The organism is Citrobacter sp. RHBSTW-00671, assembly GCF_014103415.1.
GTDB lineage: Bacteria > Pseudomonadota > Gammaproteobacteria > Enterobacterales > Enterobacteriaceae > Citrobacter.
On the sequence record NZ_JABXPR010000001.1, the window covers coordinates 4,396,617 to 4,414,852 of the forward strand.

17 protein-coding genes and 1 pseudogene are annotated in these 18,236 nt (G+C 53.7%); 9 read left to right on the plus strand and 9 right to left on the minus strand.

Features of this window, described 5'->3' with window-relative positions:
- Position 1: 1 nt before the first annotated feature.
- The 4 genes from HV261_RS21120 to HV261_RS21135 are packed head-to-tail and all read right to left on the minus strand — an operon-like array spanning position 2 to position 3,851.
- Positions 2–949, minus strand: a complete 948-nt coding sequence (locus HV261_RS21120) for an ABC transporter substrate-binding protein (RefSeq protein WP_202039371.1) — start codon at positions 947–949, stop codon at positions 2–4.
- A 15-nt stretch (positions 950–964) separates the two neighbouring features.
- Complete coding sequence (locus HV261_RS21125; RefSeq protein WP_202039372.1) at positions 965–2,017, minus strand: FecCD family ABC transporter permease; 1,053 nt, start codon at positions 2,015–2,017, stop codon at positions 965–967.
- The gene (locus HV261_RS21130) at positions 2,014–3,027 is read right to left on the minus strand and encodes a FecCD family ABC transporter permease (RefSeq protein ID WP_202039373.1); all 1,014 of its coding nucleotides are present in this window, start codon (positions 3,025–3,027) and stop codon (positions 2,014–2,016) included. The genes HV261_RS21125 and HV261_RS21130 overlap by 4 nt, the downstream gene beginning before the upstream one ends.
- Positions 3,024–3,851, minus strand: coding sequence for an ABC transporter ATP-binding protein (locus HV261_RS21135; protein ID WP_137384452.1), 828 nt, complete (start codon positions 3,849–3,851; stop codon positions 3,024–3,026). Before HV261_RS21135 ends, HV261_RS21130 begins: the two co-directional genes overlap by 4 nt.
- Positions 3,852–4,297: 446 nt before the next feature.
- Here HV261_RS21135 and HV261_RS21140 point away from each other — a divergent pair, with 446 nt between their 5' ends.
- Both HV261_RS21140 and HV261_RS21145 read left to right on the plus strand, forming a co-directional pair.
- Positions 4,298–6,460 (plus strand): TonB-dependent siderophore receptor, encoded by a 2,163-nt coding sequence (locus HV261_RS21140; protein WP_202039374.1) that lies wholly within the window; start codon positions 4,298–4,300, stop codon positions 6,458–6,460.
- A 181-nt stretch (positions 6,461–6,641) separates the two neighbouring features.
- Complete coding sequence (locus HV261_RS21145; RefSeq protein WP_137384450.1) at positions 6,642–7,151, plus strand: hypothetical protein; 510 nt, start codon at positions 6,642–6,644, stop codon at positions 7,149–7,151.
- 104 nt (positions 7,152–7,255) lie between these two features.
- Here HV261_RS21145 and foxA read toward each other — a convergent pair whose 3' ends face one another.
- The 3 genes from foxA to HV261_RS21160 all read right to left on the minus strand — a co-directional run bounded on the left by foxA (position 7,256) and on the right by HV261_RS21160 (position 11,490).
- A complete protein-coding gene (gene foxA / locus HV261_RS21150) occupies positions 7,256–9,364 on the minus strand; it encodes a ferrioxamine B receptor FoxA (protein WP_202039375.1) in 2,109 nt (702 codons plus the stop codon).
- Positions 9,365–9,485: 121 nt separating this feature from the next.
- Positions 9,486–10,469 carry an AraC family transcriptional regulator gene (locus tag HV261_RS21155; protein WP_202039376.1) on the minus strand — a complete coding sequence of 328 codons (984 nt, stop codon included), beginning with the start codon at positions 10,467–10,469 and terminating at the stop codon, positions 9,486–9,488.
- A gap of 115 nt (positions 10,470–10,584) precedes the next feature.
- A complete protein-coding gene (locus tag HV261_RS21160; protein WP_202039739.1) occupies positions 10,585–11,490 on the minus strand; it encodes a LysR substrate-binding domain-containing protein in 906 nt (301 codons plus the stop codon).
- Positions 11,491–11,599: 109 nt separating this feature from the next.
- On the opposite strand from HV261_RS21160, the gene HV261_RS21165 reads away from it, so the two are divergent.
- The 3 genes and pseudogenes from HV261_RS21165 to HV261_RS27765 form a co-directional block, all read left to right on the plus strand.
- Positions 11,600–12,226 carry a LysE family translocator gene (locus HV261_RS21165; RefSeq protein WP_202039377.1) on the plus strand — a complete coding sequence of 209 codons (627 nt, stop codon included), beginning with the start codon at positions 11,600–11,602 and terminating at the stop codon, positions 12,224–12,226.
- 217 nt (positions 12,227–12,443) lie between these two features.
- Complete coding sequence (locus HV261_RS21170) at positions 12,444–12,701, plus strand: YjhX family toxin (RefSeq protein ID WP_048212521.1); 258 nt, start codon at positions 12,444–12,446, stop codon at positions 12,699–12,701.
- Positions 12,702–12,792: 91 nt separating this feature from the next.
- Positions 12,793–12,927: pseudogene (locus HV261_RS27765) on the plus strand (SAM-dependent methyltransferase); the annotation flags it as partial.
- A 56-nt stretch (positions 12,928–12,983) separates the two neighbouring features.
- Here HV261_RS27765 and HV261_RS21175 read toward each other — a convergent pair.
- Positions 12,984–13,547 carry a DJ-1/PfpI family protein gene (locus HV261_RS21175; RefSeq protein ID WP_202039378.1) on the minus strand — a complete coding sequence of 188 codons (564 nt, stop codon included), beginning with the start codon at positions 13,545–13,547 and terminating at the stop codon, positions 12,984–12,986.
- A 223-nt stretch (positions 13,548–13,770) separates the two neighbouring features.
- Between HV261_RS21175 and HV261_RS21180 the strand changes: the two genes are divergently transcribed.
- The 3 genes from HV261_RS21180 (at position 13,771) to HV261_RS21190 (ending at position 16,859) form a co-directional block, all read left to right on the plus strand.
- On the plus strand, positions 13,771–14,307 hold the full coding sequence (locus tag HV261_RS21180) for a tetratricopeptide repeat protein (RefSeq protein WP_202039379.1): 537 nt from the start codon (positions 13,771–13,773) through the stop codon (positions 14,305–14,307).
- 208 nt (positions 14,308–14,515) lie between these two features.
- Entirely contained in the window at positions 14,516–16,168 is a 1,653-nt protein-coding gene (locus HV261_RS21185) for an ATP-binding protein (protein WP_202039740.1), read from the plus strand.
- Positions 16,161–16,859 (plus strand): response regulator, encoded by a 699-nt coding sequence (locus HV261_RS21190; RefSeq protein WP_202039380.1) that lies wholly within the window; start codon positions 16,161–16,163, stop codon positions 16,857–16,859. Before HV261_RS21185 ends, HV261_RS21190 begins: the two co-directional genes overlap by 8 nt.
- Positions 16,860–16,922: 63 nt before the next feature.
- Here the strand turns inward: HV261_RS21190 and HV261_RS21195 are convergent, their stop codons facing one another.
- Positions 16,923–17,126: a hypothetical protein gene (locus HV261_RS21195; RefSeq protein ID WP_202039747.1), complete on the minus strand. Its 204-nt coding sequence runs from the start codon at positions 17,124–17,126 to the stop codon at positions 16,923–16,925.
- Here HV261_RS21195 and HV261_RS21200 point away from each other — a divergent pair.
- Positions 17,080–18,168 carry an ABC transporter substrate-binding protein gene (locus HV261_RS21200; RefSeq protein WP_202039381.1) on the plus strand — a complete coding sequence of 363 codons (1,089 nt, stop codon included), beginning with the start codon at positions 17,080–17,082 and terminating at the stop codon, positions 18,166–18,168. The genes HV261_RS21195 and HV261_RS21200 overlap by 47 nt on opposite strands.
- The last annotated feature ends 68 nt before the right edge of the window (positions 18,169–18,236 follow it).

Sequence of the window (18,236 nt, forward strand, 5' to 3'; positions counted from 1 at the left end):
GTTATTTCGCCTCCGGTAGCCAGCGACCGGCGATATGCGTTTGCACCTGCGCCACCATCAGGCTCAGCGAGGCATAGGAATTGGATATCGCCTCTTCACGGGAGAGTAAAACGTAATGTCCGCGCTGGCAGGCCGTCAGGAACTCACACCAGCCCGGCATCACCGCATCCATCGCCGCGATTTCATCCTGCGGTTTACCGCCGGTATCGCCACGCCAGGTCGCGAAGACAAAATCGGCATCCAGTTCAGGCAGACGTTCCGCACTGACATCAATGCGCCCACCCGGCGGAATGCTGTCGATAAGCTTCGGGAAGGTGAAGCCAGCATCGCGTAACACTCGCCCCAGGGAATGATAAGTGTGCAACGCATTGATTTTACCCTGATTGGCCTGTATTACCGCCACAGAGATGTGCTGCGTATCGACCGTCCGCTTGAGCTGGGCAATTTCTTCACGGTAGCGCCGTTCCAGCAATGCCAGCCGGTGCTGCGTACCTGTCAGCTGCGCCAGCTTGCGGTAGATCTCCGGCGCACCGCCATCGAGATGATCGATACTGACCGTCGGCGCTATTTTTTCCAGTTGCTCAACCGGCGTGTTACGGCTAGGTTCGGTGATAATTAAATCCGGTTTCGCGGCGACAATGGCTTCAATATCAATGTCTGCCGTACCGATATACGTCATGGTCGAATTATCAAAATCCACGCCGGTCAGCAGCACGCTGGAGCGTAAAAAATGGCTGCCATCCGGGCGCGTTCGGCCGTGGCTGGCCACCGGAGGCACGCCCAGTTCGATCAGCGGAATAGTGATGTCGAGATCGTGCAATGACACAATGCGCTGCGGATGTAGCGGCACGTTCACCACCCGCCCGAGATCGTCAGTAAACGACTGAACAGGCACCGCCGCCTGGACGGCGCAGCCGACCAGCAGCAGCAATGAAAAGATTAAACGCATATACCCTCTTAACAATTACAAACGATCCCGACGACGCCAGAGCAACAGTAAAAAGAACGGTCCACCGACCAGGGCAATGACGATCCCGGCCGGAATTTGCAGTGGTGCAAACGCCAGACGACCTACGGTATCGGTCACCAGCACCAGCAACGCACCGATCAACGCACTGCCCCACAGCAGGGCTGTTTGTCCGCCACGCAGCCAGAATCGTGCCATATGTGGCGCCATCAACCCGACAAAACCAAGGCTACCCACGCAGGCAACACTGGCGGCGGTGAGTACAACCGGCGCGAGAAAACGCAACAACGCCAGTCGGGGTAAACGTACCCCCAGCCCCGTTGCCGTCGCATTGCCAAGCAGCGCCACATCCGAAGCTCGCGCCGTGGCAAATAAGATGATGGCCGCAGGCAAGGTCCAGACCAGCGCCACCAGCAGCAGTGGCCAGGTGGCGGCATGAAGGCTGCCCGCCAGCCAGACCAGCGCAGTCTGTACGTCACGGACATCGGCGGTGGTCATAAATACGCCCATTCCCGCCGCAAAGAACCATGACACGCCAATGCCTATCAACACGAAACGAGGGCGGGAGAAATCACGGGCCAGCAGCATCACCAGTGTGGCGACCAGTGCGCCGCCGGCCATTCCCGCCAGGGGCCGCCAGACCAAACTTGCGGACGGGAAAAGCAGCACCAGGGCCAGCACCACTACGCAACTCCCTTCTTTGACACCGATAAGCCCGGGATCGGCCAACCCGTTGCGGGTGATCGATTGCATTGCCGCCCCGGCCAATCCGAGCATCGCCCCGCACAGAAGCGCCATCAGCAGTCGCGGCAGTCGTACATCCCACACGACATACTGTTGCTGAGCCGTCAACGCCTGAGGATCAAACAACGCCCGTCCGATAGCGGAAGCCGGAACCGGGAGCGAACCCTGCATCACGCCGAACAGCAGTAATGCGATGGCCAGCACCGTCAGGCCGAGGCTGTACAGCACGGTTTTGGGACGAATGACACGAGAAAATCCCCCCACCCGCCATGCACGAAGCCCTGCACGCTGCAGCAGATCGTTCATTTCAAAAACCTCGACGCAATGAAAATAAACGCCGGTGCGCCCACCAGGGCGGTCATGATCCCTGTAGCCAGCTCCTGCGGAGCCAGCACCGTGCGGGCGGCAATATCGGCCAGCAGCAGCAGCGCCGCACCCAGCAATGCCGACGTCGGTAGCATCTGACGAATATCTTCTGTTACCAGACGGCGGATAACGTTAGGCACTAACAGGCCGATAAACCCCAGCGGCCCCACGACGGAGACTGCCGCACCGCACAGCAGCGCAATGGCGATCATCGCCAGCACGCGTATGCGCAGAATGTTCACCCCTAACCCACAGGCCATACGGTCGCCGAGGGCCAGAATATTCAGGCCCGGCGCGATAGCGAGCGCCAGCACCATACCGGCAAGCGACGGGGGAACGGCGCTTTTGAGACTTTCCCAATGCAGACCCGCGAGATCACCCACCAGCCAGGTGCGCATTGCCAACAGAGTTTGTTCATCCAGAATCAGGATCGCCGCAGTCAGCGATGACACCATGGCCGACAGCGCCACGCCGCACAACGTGACCTTCAGCGGCGTTAAGCCACCGCGCCCGGCAGATGAAAGCGCCATCACCAACGAAAAGAGTGCCGCAGCACCGCCTGCCGCCAGCAATGGCTGGCTTACCCCCGTCACGCCAAGCGCGGCGCACAACACAACGACAAACGCCGCACCGGCATTCAGCCCCAGAATATGCGGCTCTCCCAGCGGATTACGAATCAACGCCTGCAACAGCACGCCCGCAACACCTAACGCCGCGCCGACCAGCATCGCCGCCGTCATGCGCAGCAGACGTAAGGAGACAATAATCCGGTGGTCGAAATTTTTCGCGTCAAAGTGGAACAGCGCCTGCACGACGGTGTGCGGGCTGATAGTGCGTGCGCCACCCCCCAGGTGCACCACCGCCAGAACACACAACAGCAGCGTTAACACGGGGAGCGCCAGCATAAACCGGCCACGGCGACGAGCCAGTGTGCTTGCCATGACCGTCATTGCGCTTGCCCGCCCGGCGCGCGGAACGGCATAAAGAACGGTTTGCCGGTGAGAGGATTCACCGACATCTGCACGTCGACGTCAAATACGTGCTTAATCAACTCGGGCGTGCAGTTTTCGCCATCATGCACGACGCCCTGCAGCGTCCCCTGTTTAAGGAATACCAGCATGTCCCCGTAATTCACGGCAAAATTCAGGTCGTGCAGGACCACAACCACAGTACGGCCATGATGGCGAGTGAGTGAATGCAGCAGTTCGAGGATCTCCACCTGATAGCGCAGATCGAGAAACGTAGTCGGCTCATCCAACAAGATGACCGGCGTTTGCTGTGCCAACGCCATCGCAATCCAGCAGCGCTGACGTTGCCCACCGGAAAGGCTCTCTACCGGTAAATGCGCAAAATCAGCAGTTCCGGTCAACTGGAGTGCCTGCTCCACGGCGCGTTCGTCATCGTCCGTCCATTGCGAAAGCATGTTCTGCCAGGGAAAACGCCCGCGTGATACCAGTTCGAAAACGGTGAGTCCTTCGGGCACCAATGGGGATTGCGGCAGGATGCCGAGCTGGCGTGAAACCGCTTTGGTGGGCTGTTGATGAATGGCTTTGCCATCCAGCAATACGCTGCCGCCGTGCGGTTTCAACATACGGGCGATAGTGCTTAACAACGTTGATTTACCCGAGCCGTTCGCCCCTACCAGCACCGTCATTTTGCCTTGCGGGATAGTAAGACAGATATCGTGGACAATGGTGTTATGGCGATAACCCGCAGAAAGCTGTTGTAGTTCAATGCCCGTTCTGTGGGCGGTATTTTCCACATGCTGTGGCATGTTCACTCCTGCGCCGCCGCATGGCAAAGCCTGCATGCGTAACTCTCTAAATAAAAATAAAACTCATTCTCTTTGTGATCTTGCTGGCTTGCACTGTAGTAGTCAAGCAATTACACCCTGTAGTTACATCACCTGTCGCCAACAACTAAAGCACAAATAAAAAACACTGAAAAATCAATAAAAATCATTATTTTTCAATATATTAAAAATTAAATACCCGTAAATAAATGACGGTTAAATTGCGGCGAATCGTCTGTAGTTTCTTTTTCATTTTTACGTTTACTACTACAAACGCCCATGATTGAATGATTCTCAATTACACATCTGACGCCAGTAACGCCGGCTTACAGATGGATAAATGCAGGGCTGGCAAGCCGGGCAATGAATTGAATCAACCTGTTTCCCTGCCCATTTTTGGCAGGGTCTTTTGCGGAATAAATAAAATAATGGCTGAGTTAACGACTTACTTTTCGGGGATGAAAGGGCGGGCATTGTGCTCTGCTCTCTTTCTGGGCATGACAACAACACCTACGGTATTCGCAGCGGAGAAAGAGACGACTCCGCCTAAAGGTGAAGATACCATCACCGTTCGGGCAGATGCGTCGTCTGCCGATCAGGCCGTAACATCGGGTTACCAACCGCTGAGCTCGTCCACCGCGACGCTGACATCCATGCCATTGTTGGATATCCCACAAGTGGTGAACACTGTCAGCGATAAAGTTCTGGAAGATCAGCATGTCACGACGCTGGACGAAGCGCTGTATAACGTCAGTAACGTTGTGCAAACCAACACATTAGGTGGCACACAGGATGCGTTTGTCCGCCGCGGCTTCGGCGCAAACCGTGACGGCTCAGTGATGACCAACGGTCTGAAAACCGTGTTGCCGCGCAGCTTTAACGCCGCCACCTCACGCGTGGAAGTGCTGAAAGGCCCGGCCTCAACCCTGTACGGGATTCTCGATCCCGGCGGGCTGATTAATGTCGTCACCAAACGTCCGGAAACGCAGTTTGGCGGGTCGATTTCAGCAACCTCCAGCAGCTTTGGCGGCAGCACAGGGCAGTTTGACGTGACCGGGCCGATTGAAGGCACGCAGTTGGCCTATCGCCTGATCGGCGAATATCAGCATGAGGATTACTGGCGTAACTTCGGCACCAATCAGAGCACTTTCATCTCCCCGTCCCTGACCTGGTTTGGCGACAACGCCACCGTCAACGTGCTCTATTCACATCGCGACTATAAAGCCCCGTTCGATCGCGGCACCATTTTCGATCTCAACACCAAACACGCGGTGAATGTGGATCGCAAAACCCGTTTTGATGAGCCGTTTAATATCACCGATGGCGAATCGGATCTGGCGCAGCTAAATGCCGAATACCGCTTCAACAGTGAATGGACAGCGAAATTCGACTACAGCTTTAGCCAGGATAAATACAGCGACAATCAGGCTCGCGTGATGGCTTATGATTCTGCAACCGGAAATCTGACCCGCCGTGTTGATGCCACTCAAGGCTCCACCCAGCGCATGCACGCCACGCGTGCCGATTTGCAGGGCAACGTCGATATCGCTGGCTTTTATAACGAGATCCTCACTGGTGTCTCTTATGAGAACTACGATCTGCTGCGCACCGACATGATCCGCTGTAAGAACGTAAAAGGGTTCAATATTTATAATCCTGTCTACGGTACGTTGGGTAAATGCACTAACGTTTCTGCTGCTGATAGCGATCAGACCATTCAACAAGAGAGCTATTCTGCGTATGTGCAGGACGCGCTGTACCTGACCGATAAATGGATCGCCGTCGCCGGGATGCGTTATCAGTACTACACCGAATACGCTGGCAAAGGCCGTCCGTTCAACGTTAACACCGACAGTAGCGACCAACAGTGGGTACCCAAATTCGGTATGGTTTACAAACTGACGCCGTCCGTATCGCTGTTCGGTAACGTGTCGCGATCCTTTATGCCGCAATATTCTATCGCCAGTTATATTGGCGAGCTGCCACCTGAAACCTCAACGGCTTATGAAGTGGGGGCAAAATTCGATATCTTTGACGGTATCACCGCCAATATTGCCCTGTTTGATATTGATAAGCGCAATGTGCTGTACAACGAAATGATCAATGGCGAAACCGTGGCGAAAACGGCGGGTCGCGTGCGTTCACAAGGCGTGGAAGTGGATGTCGCCGGTTCGTTGACCACCAACACCAATATCATCGCCAGCTACGGTTATACCGCCGCGAAAGTGACGGAAGATCCTGATTACAAAGGTAAGCCGCTGCCCAATGTACCGAAGCATACCGGCTCATTATTCCTCACCTACGATATTCAGAATGCCTTTATGGGCAATACCCTGACGATTGGCGGTGGGGGTCATGGGGTGAGTCGCCGTTCCGCAACCAATGGCGCAGACTATTATCTGCCGGGCTATTTTGTCGCCGATGCCTTTGCCGCTTATAAGATGAAGATGCAGTATCCGGTCACATTGCAGCTCAATGTGAAAAACCTGTTTGATAAGACCTATTACACCTCATCCATTGCCACCAATAATCTGGGTAATCAGATTGGCGATCCGCGAGAGGTACAGTTCACGGTGAAAATGGAATTCTGATCCTCTTCATCCATTAACCCTGCCAATTCTGGCAGGGTTTCCCGCTTATTCCACCCTTTTAAGATAATTGCACTTGTGCTGTCGCCGCCCCGTTTATACAACCCTAAAGCTCACCTGTAATACGATGACATTTATTTTGTTATGGGCGACTGGGGACCACAATAATGAATGGGATAACATCATGACTAAAACAAAACTGACGCTGCTATTACCTTTATTTTTAGCTGGCTGTTCAATGAGTGACGGGGAATTAAGAAATGCCTATGCTCAGCATTATCAGCAGCCTGCAGCTTACGTTGAAGTCTATAAGCAAAAAATAGCCAGCATGGATATTAATACGCTGGCGCAATATGCCGCCGCAGAAGATAAGAAAAAAATGCGCGGGCAGCCAAGGCTGAAAATTGACGAGTTCATTACCATTGAGAACGTTCAGGCGAAAGATAATCGGGTAGTCTACGATTATACGCTTTCAGAACGCTGGCTGGCGCTGTCTGCAGATAAACAGCGCGAGAAGCAGAGCAATATGAATAAAGATTTGATCTACCGAACCTGTTCGTTGGAAACGGTACGTCTGGCGCAGGCAAAAGGGCTGGAAGAAGAGCATAACTATTACCGCCAGTATCCTGACAAGTTAGCCTTTACCCTGAGAACCAGCGCGCAGATTTGTATGCAAAACGGTTTTACAAAATAGCCGCACTCACTATGCCTGATGCGCTGCGCTTATCAGGCACACAATTTGCACGCTGCCGTAGGCCGGATAAGGCGCCAGCGCCGCATCCGGCTAAAAAGAGAGACTCAGAATTTCCAGGATACGCTACCAACAATGCTGCGCTCTGCGCCAAAGTAACAATAAGAAAGCGAGTTGCAGGCCGCGACATAGCGTTTATCGGTCAGGTTGTTAACGTTCAACTGCGCGCTCAACCCTTTAATACCGATATTCGTTAAGTCGTAACCAATCGCCATATCCACCAGCGTGTAGGACGGCAGGGTGTGAGTATTCTGGCGATCGCTGGTAATACCGTTAACGTAGCGCACGCCTGAACCCAGCGTCAGTCCCTCCAGAGGCCCCCTTTTCACATCGTAGCTTAACCAGGCGCTAGCCTGATTGCGCGGTGCATAAACGGCACGCTTACCCTGCTCTTCCGGGCTGCTTTTCTTATAGCGAATATCGGTGTAGGTATACGCCGCCTGCAAACGGAAACTGTCCGTCAGTTGGCTAATAGCTTCCAGCTCCACCCCTTCAGATTCAATTTCGCCAATCGAACGGTACGGATCGGTCGGCTCTTCTTTGGTGGCAATATTGGTCTGATTAATGCGGAACACCGACGCGCTAAACTGGCTATTCAACCCTTCCGGTTCATATTTCAGCCCGGCTTCCCATTGTTTGCCTTTCATCGGTTCCAACAGGTTACCGTTCTCATCCGCAAAACTGGTTGGCGTAAAGGCAGTGGAATAGCTGATGTACGGCGCAACACCGTTATCAAACAAATAAAGCAGAGCAGCGCGACTGCTGAAGTTATTTTTGTCCAGATCGCTGCGAGTGCCGTTTTGCTTATCAATATTCGATATGCTCACCTGATCGTAGCGGCCACCGAGCGTTATACGCCAGCGATCCCATGACATCTGATCCTGCAAATAGTAGCCCGTCTGGCGCAACTTGTGTTTCTCGCGCGCATACATATTGATGTAATCCGGCTTCGCCCCGTACACTGGGTTAAACGCATCGATCGGCGGAAATGCCCCGTAATAGCCGGTAGTATTGTTGCTACGATCCTGATAATCGATGCCCACCAGCAAGCGGTGATTGACCTGCCAGGTATCAAAACTGCCGTCGAGCTGGTTATCCAGCGTAATGGCCGACATGTTTTCATCAGAGCCGGAATAGCCGCGATTAAGCTCTGTTTCATTCAACCAGCCGGCCGCATACACCTGGTTCAGCTCAACGTCGGTATGCAAATAGCGTAACTTTTGCCGCACCGACCAGCCGCTATCAAACATGTGCTCAATGTTGTAGCCGACCATATTTTCACGGCGATCGTATTTGTCGTAATCATCCTCGCCTTCGTAGAAGGTGTTGGCGATCTTCTGCCCATAGTGTGGCACAACGGTGCCGTCATACGGCAGGCCGGAGTGGCTGCCACCTTCCGGGTCACGGTGCAGATAGGCCATCAGGTCAAGACGCGTCTGGTCTGTAATGCGCCAGGTCAGACTGGGCATCAGCGCGTAGCGCTCTTCTTTCAACGGGCCGAACTGCGAATCAGCATAGCGCGTCATGCCACTCAGGCGCGCCGCCACGCGGTCGTTATCGTCCAGCGCCCCGGTGACATCAAACGCGGCGCCGCGCTGATTGTTGTTTCCGGCAAACAGTTTCACTTCTCCGCCCGCATCAAACGACGGTTTACGCGATGTCAGCGCCACGATCCCGCCCGGAGAAGATCGGCCGTACAGCACGGAAGCCGGGCCACGCACCACTTCAATATTGTCGAGAAACCACGGATCGACCACCAGCGAACTGTGCGAGTTAGTGTCGCCCATCATTTTCAGGCCGTCGAGATAGACGTTGTCCAGACTACCATCGGAGAAACCGCGCAGCACAATGTAGTCAAAGCGGTTGGAGGCACCAATCTGGTTACTGTACACCCCAGGCGTGTAGCTAACAGCCTGCCGCACGCTGGTTGCACCTTGTTCTTCAAATTGTTCACGGGTAACGATAGAGACCGATTGCGGCGTTTCGATATCCGGTGTGGCAAGCTTGGTCGCCCCACTTTGCATTTGCGAGGTGACAACCACCGTATCATTGTTTGTTGTTTCCTGCGCCAGCAGAGGAAAAGCCACACTGCCGGTCACCCATCCTACCAGCAGCGCCAACCGAGTCTTCGCGAACATGAACATCTCCCAAGGCATGTCTAATTGTAAATGAGAATTATTGCCATTTTTGTATCAGGAGTCGCTATGCCGAATGCCAGGTTGCGTATGCGCAACGCCAAATTATTAATCTGCCACGCGCATAAAATGGGAAAATGGATTAGCAAAGTTTGAGAACATCACCAGGCGGGAAGCCATAGCGACGACGAAAGGCTGTGGAAAAGTTGGTGGCGTGCTGGTAGCCAGACATCCATGCCGCTTGCTGTACGCTATATCCTTCCAGCAAATAGCCACGCGCGCGTTCCAGGCGGCAGTCGCGCAGGTAGTCAAACACCGAGCAGCTATAGGCCGTGCGAAATTTACTGCGCAAACTGCTGGGGCTCATCGCCGCACGCTGCGCCAGCTCGTTAAGCGTGTAGTCATTTTCAGGGGTTTGCTCCAACAGGCGACGCACACTTTCCAGCCGTTGCTGCTCGCCACTGGCAGCGAGGCATTTACCGCTCTCTACCTGACAAACGCTGAGACCGTGACCAAATAATTGTAAAATCAGTCCTTCCAGCATCAACTGGCGGGAAACATGGCTAAGCGAGCCCTGCTGCGCATACTGTAATCCGCTGAGTAAAAACCCCGGCACCTGCCAGATAAGCGTTGGCGTCTGGCAGCTTTCCCACTCACGCATAAGGGATTCGAGTAATCCTGTGCGCCATGCCCCGTCAGGATACAACCCGAGTGATAGCGTCCGTAGCTTGCAGTCTGCAGGGTGACGGGCGCTCATCGCCTGACGTTCACTCAGACGCGAACTAAACGCCATGCCGGAACGTACCACATGTTCCTGTCCGTTGAGCGTCAGTATCACACAACCCTCCAGCACCACCAGCATATACAAGGGACTACTGTGTCGGGAGGTGGTTTCATACGGTTGCAGCACCTGTACATCAGAGTGTGTGACGCACATCCCGCAAGGGAGCATCATCTCCTCGACTTCCCCTTGCAACACGGCACTGGAACACGGAAGACCCGTTTTTTGCGCCAGTAACGGAAAACGGTAATCGATCCCGTAACGCTCACCAAAGTCCCTAAACTCACTGACGGAGAAGGTGCGGGTAAAACGTCCGGATGCATTCTGGGCGGTGGTGTTGTTCATGCTGTCTTCTGCACAGGAAATGGAATTTGCAACGTACGATGGGTGGCAACATTACCATTACCCGCACAACACAACAATAATAATGAGAATTGTTATCAATATGACATTCGCTGGGTTACTCCAGCCAGAGCAGCTCGGCCATGTCAGCCTCGGGCGCAGCTTCTTTTAACCAGCGATACAGCAACTCAATATTTCGAAGCCGGGTTGACGCTTTTGGCCAGACGAGGTAATAGCCCTCTCCTGTCGCGACTGCCTGTTTAAACGGTAACGCCAGCATCCCGGCCTGAATAGCCGTCAGGCTTAAGAGCAGATCGGCGACCGCTACCCCATGCCCGCTCATTGCCGCAAGACTCCCCTGTTCCAGGGTGTCGAACACGTTGCCACGTGCCAGGTTCAACGCAGGAAACGCTCCGCTACGCTGCAGCCAGCGACGCCAGTCGCGGCGATCGGCAGAAGGATGAATCAATTCACAGGCGGCGATATCACTTTGCGCCTGAGCCTGTAACGCAGGCGCGCAGACCGGGATAAGCCACTCCTGAAACAGCAAACGACTGTCCGTATCCTCACCAAAATAACCATTCCCCAACAGGATTGCACAGTCATACGGTTCGCGACTGAATGCGACGGAATCGGTGTCCATCCACACGCTGGAGATTTCAATCACCGGCGTTGGATGGGCTTCCCGGAAACGGCGCAGTACATCCAGCAGCCAGCGCATGGTCAACGTTGAGGGGGCTTTCAACCGCAGCTCATGACTGCTGCTACGAAAAGCATGGCAGGCATGTTCTAAACTCTGAAACCCGGCCGTCAGCTGTTGCGCTAACCCCTGTCCTGAAGGCGTTATCTCAATACGGGGGCCGCTACGAACAAACAGTTCGCAGCCAAACCAGGCTTCCAGTGTGCGGATATGACGGCTTACCGCACCAGGCGTGACGTTCAGTTGAATAGCCGCTTTACTAAAGGACCCCAGACGGGCAGCAGCTTCAAAAGCTCTCAGGGCATACAGTGGGGGTAGCGTCATCATCGGCTTCTATGTTGAGTTTTACTCACAGTAGAGCGCAGTTTTATTCGTTTTTCAATGTGACACGCAGGCGGAATACTGATGAAAAATAACGTCAGGATCATCAGATATGAATCTCGCTTTACTGGCTGTATACAGCCTCTCGGTGCTAACACTGTTGCTAACGCCTGGCCCTGTTGTGGCGCTGATTACCACGACGGCGGCACAGTACGGCTATCGCCAGGCCTTTATGACGCTATGCGGAACGAACGGCGCTTCATTGCTACTGCTTGCGCTCGCTGCGCTGATGCTGGCAGGGGTGGTATCACTCTCTCCTCTGCTGCTGTGTGTGCTGGGTATCGCCGGATCGCTGTATATCGGCTATAGCGCGTTTTGCAGCCTGCGGGCAAGAAATCAAGCCGCCAGCGAAGGCTTTCGCCAGCCGTCTCATGGGGGATTTATCAACGGTTTTCTGATTGGCGTGTCAAACCCGAAAGATATTCTGTTTTTCGTTTCATTCTTTCCCCAGTTCATCACCATTACACATAATTTCGCCACCAGCATGCTGATACTCACGCTGGTATGGATCATTTTTGACGTTGCCGTTCTGTCGTTTTATATCGTGATGTTCAAACGCTGGATGCCCACGCGGTTTATCAGAGACAGCGTTTTTATCTCGTCCCTGTTCCTGCTGGCGGTAGCGGTGTTTGGCATTATCTATAATGTGGCCGCACTGCGGTTACAGATCACAAATTAGCGTCACAAGGGTTCCCCTCGAGGGACCGCCTGTTATCATTCAGCATGTAAATACCCTTCAACTCAACCCGAGGCTTTGATGCTGGAGAATGTCATCATCAGATAATCAGTTTGCCGACCTTATCAGGCCGGACTGGTTATCACTGCGCCGAAATCGAATGCGGACACCGCAGTGTGTTTGCACGTTTTGCACATGATGATGAAACAGGTTTCCCAGTATGAATTTATCCCGTCAGGAACAACGTACCTTACACGTTCTCGCCAAAGGTGGCCGCATTGCGCACGTCCGCGATAGCGCTGGCCGCGTCACATCCGTTGAATGTTATAGCCGCGAAGGATTGCTGCTCTGCGACTGCACGCTTGAGGTGTTTAAAAAGCTCAGAACCAAAAAATTGATCAAATCCGTCAATGGCCAGCCCTACCGCATCAACACCACCGGATTAAACAATGTTCGCGCCCAGTTAGATAATCGCTAAGGAGAGAGTGATGGATATTCCCAGAATTTTTACTATTACTGGCGTCAAATACCCGCCACGAAAGATATTGCCCAGGCATACGGGGGCAGTTCGATGGCTGGAGGTGAACCCAAACGATGACTTTACGCAGGAAGTCAGAGAGCAACTGAGGACGTCACCGGGACGCCATGTCACCTTCACCCGGGAATATCTCGGCTGGGGAGTATTCGCACTCATGCAACGGTAATTTTTTGCAGTCGGTATAGCCGGATGGGTTATACCGACCTGCAAAGCCGGTACCCGTTAATTCATTAATACTTCAACAAATTTAGCCAACCAGGCAGGATGAGCAGGCCATGCCGGCGCGGTAACCAGATTGCCGTCGACGTGCGCCTGGTCAATGCCGATATCGGCATAATGGCCACCGCTCAACCGAACTTCTGGCGCACACGCTGGATACGCGCTGCAGGTCCGGTTTTCTAACACTCCGGCTGCCGCCAGCAGTTGCGGGCCATGACACACAGCGGCGATAGGTTTACCCGCGGAGTTAAAGTCTTGTACCAGTTGAATGACATTCGGATTCAGACGCAAATACTCCGGCGCCCGCCCGCCAGGGATCAACAAGGCATCATAATCCGCCTCACGCGCATCAGAGAAATTCGCATTCAAGGTGAAGCGATGTCCTGGTTTCTCACTGTAAGTCTGCGCCCCATCAAAATCGTGAATGGCGGTCTGAACATAGTCACCTTGTTGTTTATCCGGACAGACGGCATCAACCCGGTGACCGAGCATTTGCAGAGCCTGGAAAGGCACCATCGTTTCATAATCTTCGACATAATCCCCGACCAGCATCAGAATCTTCTTCATGCACATCCCCCACTCACGGTTATTAATAATGAGAAATAACGGCCATCTTTACTATAGTTCACACGACTCGGGACATTACTAAATACCGCAGAACAATCGGCTGGATCAGCGGTGTATTAAAAATAAACGGCAGGTCAATTTATAGGCATCGATAATGAATAAAGCATGGTCTGCGCGGTTTACAGCATGCAAGAACCTTCACTCATACCGAGAGGACAGGACCATGAAGATGCACGCCATGACGAAAATACTGCCGTTCATTTGCCTGATCTCAGGCGGGCTGCTCTACTCCGCTGCAGCCAGCGCCATGGGAAATGACGATACCACCACACCAACATGCCCGAAGGGTCAGGTTTACGACAACAAAACCCAAAAATGTTTGCCAGAAAAAAGCAGCATGATCGACGATCAGGATAAAACGCAGTATGCGTATCATCTGGCGAAAACCGGCCATTATCAGGATGCCATCAATTTACTCGATACCTTACAGCAGCCCAATACGCGTGAAGCCTGGAACTATCGAGGCTATGCGACGCGCAAGCTAGGGCGTACGGATGAAGGGATAAGTTACTACCAACGATCGATTGCCCTTGATCCGCACTATGCGAAAGTGCGCGAATATCTTGGGGAAGCATGGATGGTTAAAGGCCGTCCCGACCTGGCGAAAGCAGAGCTGGCCACCATTAAGACTATCTGCGGCACCCAATGCGAAGAGTATCGCGATCTGAAAGACGCGATCGACGGACACCCAGAGTCATAGACCGGAAGATCCAAAAAAATCACCGTCAACGATGCGCATTTTCAATGAATACAGCCGTTGGATCGCATCGTCGACATACCGTTTATTGCCTCAGAAATTCGCGGAGAATGTAGGCAGTTCACAACTCTGTTGTCCCTCGATTACGGTTCGTATTTTCGCATGATAGGCTTTTCAGATGACCCTTTCTGCTCTGGCCGCTGCGGACTACATGAAACTCAGATTGTCCTTTCAGGTAAAGCTGTTCCTCTCACTGGTGGCTTTTTCCTGCCTTCTGCTGGCGCTGCTTGGCGTATTGCTGTTTCACTTTATCGACCGCCAGTTGCACCACGATTTGGGCCAACGTGCGCGGGTACAGGCCAGCGAAATTGCCCTGATTCCCGGTCTGGCAGAAAAAGTACAACAGCGGGATATTCCCGGTATCGCACAACTGATTCAGCCGCTGCGCGCTGAAAGCGACGCCAGTTATATTGTGATTGGTGATGCGCGTGAACAGCATCTTTACCACTCAGAATCCCCGGAGCGCCTTAACCTGCCGATGATCGGTGGCGACAATGCTGACGTGCTGAAGGGCAAAACCATTATCACAGTGCGTAAGGGCGGGATCGGTGTCTCGTTACGCAGTAAGGCACCTATTTTCGATAGCCATCATCAGGTAATCGGCATTGTCTCCGTCGGTTACCTCACCTCCTACATCGCCAATATCAACGCCCGCCTGCTGTGGCGCACCGGAATGTACGGCCTTGCCCTGCTGCTGCTGCTGTTTATTTTTTCCTGGTTACTGACCCGCACGCTGAAAAAACAGATGTTCGGCCTGGAACCCAAAGATATCGCCCAGTTGGTGCTACAGCAAAAGGCGTTACTGGAGGCCATGTACGAAGGGGTGTTTGCGGTGAATGCCGATAAACAGCTAATACTCATCAACCGCGCCGCCAGGGAGATGCTCAATATTCGCCAGAGTGAACAAGCGTTGCTCGGCAAGCCGCTGGATGAAGTGATTCAACTGCCACCGTCGTTTTTCGCGCCAGGCAATACCGCTTATGACAGCCGCCATCACGATCATATTACCGTCCTGAATCAACGGGAAACCATCGTCAACCGCGTGGCTATTGAAGTTGAGCCGGGCACCCAAAGCGGTTGGGTATTCAGCTTCCGCGATAAGAACGATATCAATACGCTCAGCAGCCAACTCAGCCAGGTGACCCGCTATGCCGATAACCTGCGCATCATGCGCCACGAGCAGCTCAACTGGACGGCGACGCTCGTCGGCCTGCTGCAGATGCAGCGCTATGACGATGCGCTGCGTTATATCCAGGTACAGTCAGAGGGGGCCCAGCAGGTGCTGGATTTCCTCTCCAGGCAGTTTGTCTCTCCGGCGCTGTGCGGCCTGCTGCTGGGGAAATATGTCGGTGCCCGCGAGAAAGGTGTTGAGCTGGTTTTCGACCCTGCCTGCCAGCTCTCGCGCCTGCCGGAGGGGCTGAGCGAAACGGAGCTGATGTCAGTAATTGGCAATCTGGTGGACAATGCGGTCGATGCCACGCTGAAAACGCCAGCACGTACCGCGCCGGTGGAAGTGTATATATCGGATCGCAACCACGAACTGGTGATTGAAGTGGCTGACCGAGGCTGTGGCGTTGATGAAGCCATGAAGCCGCATATTTTTGAGCAAGGCTTTACCAGTAAACCCACGGACAGCAGTGCACTCACCGGTGCAGAACATGGTATTGGCCTGTACCTGGTCGCGGGCTATGTTCGTCGGGCCGGTGGCAGCATCGAAATAAGCGATAACATCCCGCAGGGTACCGTATTTTCGGTTTTCATCCCGTTCCAGATTTCACTTCCGACAGGACCTTCCTATGACTGATATCCGCCCTCTTGAGGTTGTTATTGTTGAAGATGAGCCGCATCTCGCACAGTTGCATCGGGAGTTTATTGAGCAAAACTTCCATCTGCGCATCGTGGGGATCGCGGGATCGCTGGAACAGGCCCGCGAGCTGATCCTCCGTCATCGGCCGCGCCTGCTGCTGCTGGACAACTATTTGCCGGACGGTCAGGGCGTTGAGCTTATTGATAGCCCGCTGCTCAAACAGTTTGAGTGCTCGGTGATATTCATCACCGCCGCCAGCGATATGCAAACCTGCAGCCATGCTATGCGCAGCGGCGCGTTTGACTACCTGCTAAAACCCGTGTTTTCCCACCGTCTGCGGGCCTCGCTGGAGCGCTTTATGTTGCTGGAGCATACGCTGCGCCAGGTGAAGGTTGTTGACCAACATGCACTGGATAAACTGTTCAATTTACCCGCGGGTGAGGCATCAACCCAGCCATCAACAAAGGGCATTGAACCGGCAACGCTCGAGCGGGTGAAGCGTATTTTCAGCGAACATCCTGACGCCAGTTGGTCAGTTGAGCAGGTGGTGGAAGATGCAGGGATCAGCAAGACCACGGGTCGCCGCTATCTGGAGTATTGCGTGGAAATTGGGTTTGTGGTGATTGAGATTCAGTATGGGAGTATTGGGCATCCGAGGCGGCTGTATCGGAGGGTGGCTCAGGAGTAACAATCACTGTAGGCCGGATAAGCGAAGCGCCATCCGGCCTACAACGGCGAGAATTCTATTCTCTCAACCCATCGCCCTCACGGTTTCTATGGTGTTAATTACCGAAACAACGCCAACAATCACATTTCCACCAGCCGGCTCTCTCCCCCCTCTTGTCTCTCCCCTCCCATCCGCTATGTTGACTTTTAGTTCCTCAAATGTAACTAGAAGGTTAATAATAATGGCGAACACATTCCGCATCTCTCTGATCTCTGCTGCTGTTTTCATGTCGTTTTCTGCCCTGTCCGCGCTGCCGCAGGGGTATCCGGCTGACTACCAAAAGGTGGTTGATGCCGCCACCAAAGAAGGCAAAGTCGTGGTTTACTCCACAACGGATACCAAAGCGGCGGGGCCGCTGATTCAGGGCTTTGAAGCCACCTATCCGGGCATCAAAGTTGAATATAACGATATGAACAGCACCGAGCTGTATAACCGTTATATCAGCGAACAGGCTGCTGGCGGCGGCAGCGGTGACGTTATCTGGAGCTCCTCCATGGATACCGCGATGAAGCTCGCGACCGACTATGCCATGGAGTATGTTTCAGCAGAGCAGAACCAGCTACCGAAATGGGCGGTCTGGCACAACAAAGCCTACGGCACCACCTACGAGCCGGTGGTGTTTATTTACAACAAGCGCCTCATCCCGGCGAACGAGGTTCCGGACTCCCACGCCGCGCTGGCAAAGCTGATTGCAGGCCAGGTGGATAAATTCAAAAGCAAAGTCACCACCTACGATATCGAAAAATCCGGGGTTGGCTTCATGCTATCGGTGCTGGATTACAAGGCCGATCCGAACTACTTCAAAACATTGGCCGACGTGGCGAAAGGCGGGTTAGCCGTGCAATCGTCCACCGGTACGATGATGGAGCGGGTTTCATCGGGTGAAAACCTGATTGGTTATAATATCCTCGGCTCTTACGCCGAAGCGCGTGCCAAAAACGACCCGTCACTGGGCATTTCCTATCCGAAGGACTACACCCTGGTGCTGTCACGAGTTTCTTTCATCAGCCAGCAGGCAGAACATAGCAATGCCGCCAAACTGTGGCTGGACTATGTGCTGTCTGAAAAAGGGCAAAACATCCTCGCCAACCAGGCCGATATTCCGTCTATTCGCAACGATATCGAAGGTAAAAATGACATCGACGGTATGACCAAAATGCTGGGTAGCGCGCTGAAGCCGATCCCGGTTGATGAGTCATTACTTGAATACCTGCAACCGAAAAAACGTCTGGACTACATCAAACAGTGGCGCGAAGCCGCGGCCAAATAAGAGCCAGAACCGGGCGCACGGTTCACTGGTGCGCCTGGTGCTCGTTTCCTGAATACGTGTTACCGGAT

Coding starts and splice junctions, on each gene's coding strand:
- foxA (WP_202039375.1), bottom strand. CDS start 9,364: ATGCCTTGGGAGATGTTCATGTTCGCGAAGACTCGGTTGGCGCTGCTG.
- HV261_RS21190 (WP_202039380.1), top strand. CDS start 16,161: ATGACTGATATCCGCCCTCTTGAGGTTGTTATTGTTGAAGATGAGCCG.
- HV261_RS21195 (WP_202039747.1), bottom strand. CDS start 17,126: ATGAAAACAGCAGCAGAGATCAGAGAGATGCGGAATGTGTTCGCCATT.
- HV261_RS21130 (WP_202039373.1), bottom strand. CDS start 3,027: ATGACGGTCATGGCAAGCACACTGGCTCGTCGCCGTGGCCGGTTTATG.
- HV261_RS21185 (WP_202039740.1), top strand. CDS start 14,516: ATGAAACTCAGATTGTCCTTTCAGGTAAAGCTGTTCCTCTCACTGGTG.
- HV261_RS21135 (WP_137384452.1), bottom strand. CDS start 3,851: ATGCCACAGCATGTGGAAAATACCGCCCACAGAACGGGCATTGAACTA.
- HV261_RS21140 (WP_202039374.1), top strand. CDS start 4,298: ATGGCTGAGTTAACGACTTACTTTTCGGGGATGAAAGGGCGGGCATTG.
- HV261_RS21155 (WP_202039376.1), bottom strand. CDS start 10,469: ATGAACAACACCACCGCCCAGAATGCATCCGGACGTTTTACCCGCACC.
- HV261_RS21160 (WP_202039739.1), bottom strand. CDS start 11,490: ATGACGCTACCCCCACTGTATGCCCTGAGAGCTTTTGAAGCTGCTGCC.
- HV261_RS21145 (WP_137384450.1), top strand. CDS start 6,642: ATGACTAAAACAAAACTGACGCTGCTATTACCTTTATTTTTAGCTGGC.
- HV261_RS21200 (WP_202039381.1), top strand. CDS start 17,080: ATGGCGAACACATTCCGCATCTCTCTGATCTCTGCTGCTGTTTTCATG.
- HV261_RS21170 (WP_048212521.1), top strand. CDS start 12,444: ATGAATTTATCCCGTCAGGAACAACGTACCTTACACGTTCTCGCCAAA.
- HV261_RS21125 (WP_202039372.1), bottom strand. CDS start 2,017: ATGAACGATCTGCTGCAGCGTGCAGGGCTTCGTGCATGGCGGGTGGGG.
- HV261_RS21120 (WP_202039371.1), bottom strand. CDS start 949: ATGCGTTTAATCTTTTCATTGCTGCTGCTGGTCGGCTGCGCCGTCCAG.
- HV261_RS21165 (WP_202039377.1), top strand. CDS start 11,600: ATGAATCTCGCTTTACTGGCTGTATACAGCCTCTCGGTGCTAACACTG.
- HV261_RS21180 (WP_202039379.1), top strand. CDS start 13,771: ATGAAGATGCACGCCATGACGAAAATACTGCCGTTCATTTGCCTGATC.
- HV261_RS21175 (WP_202039378.1), bottom strand. CDS start 13,547: ATGAAGAAGATTCTGATGCTGGTCGGGGATTATGTCGAAGATTATGAA.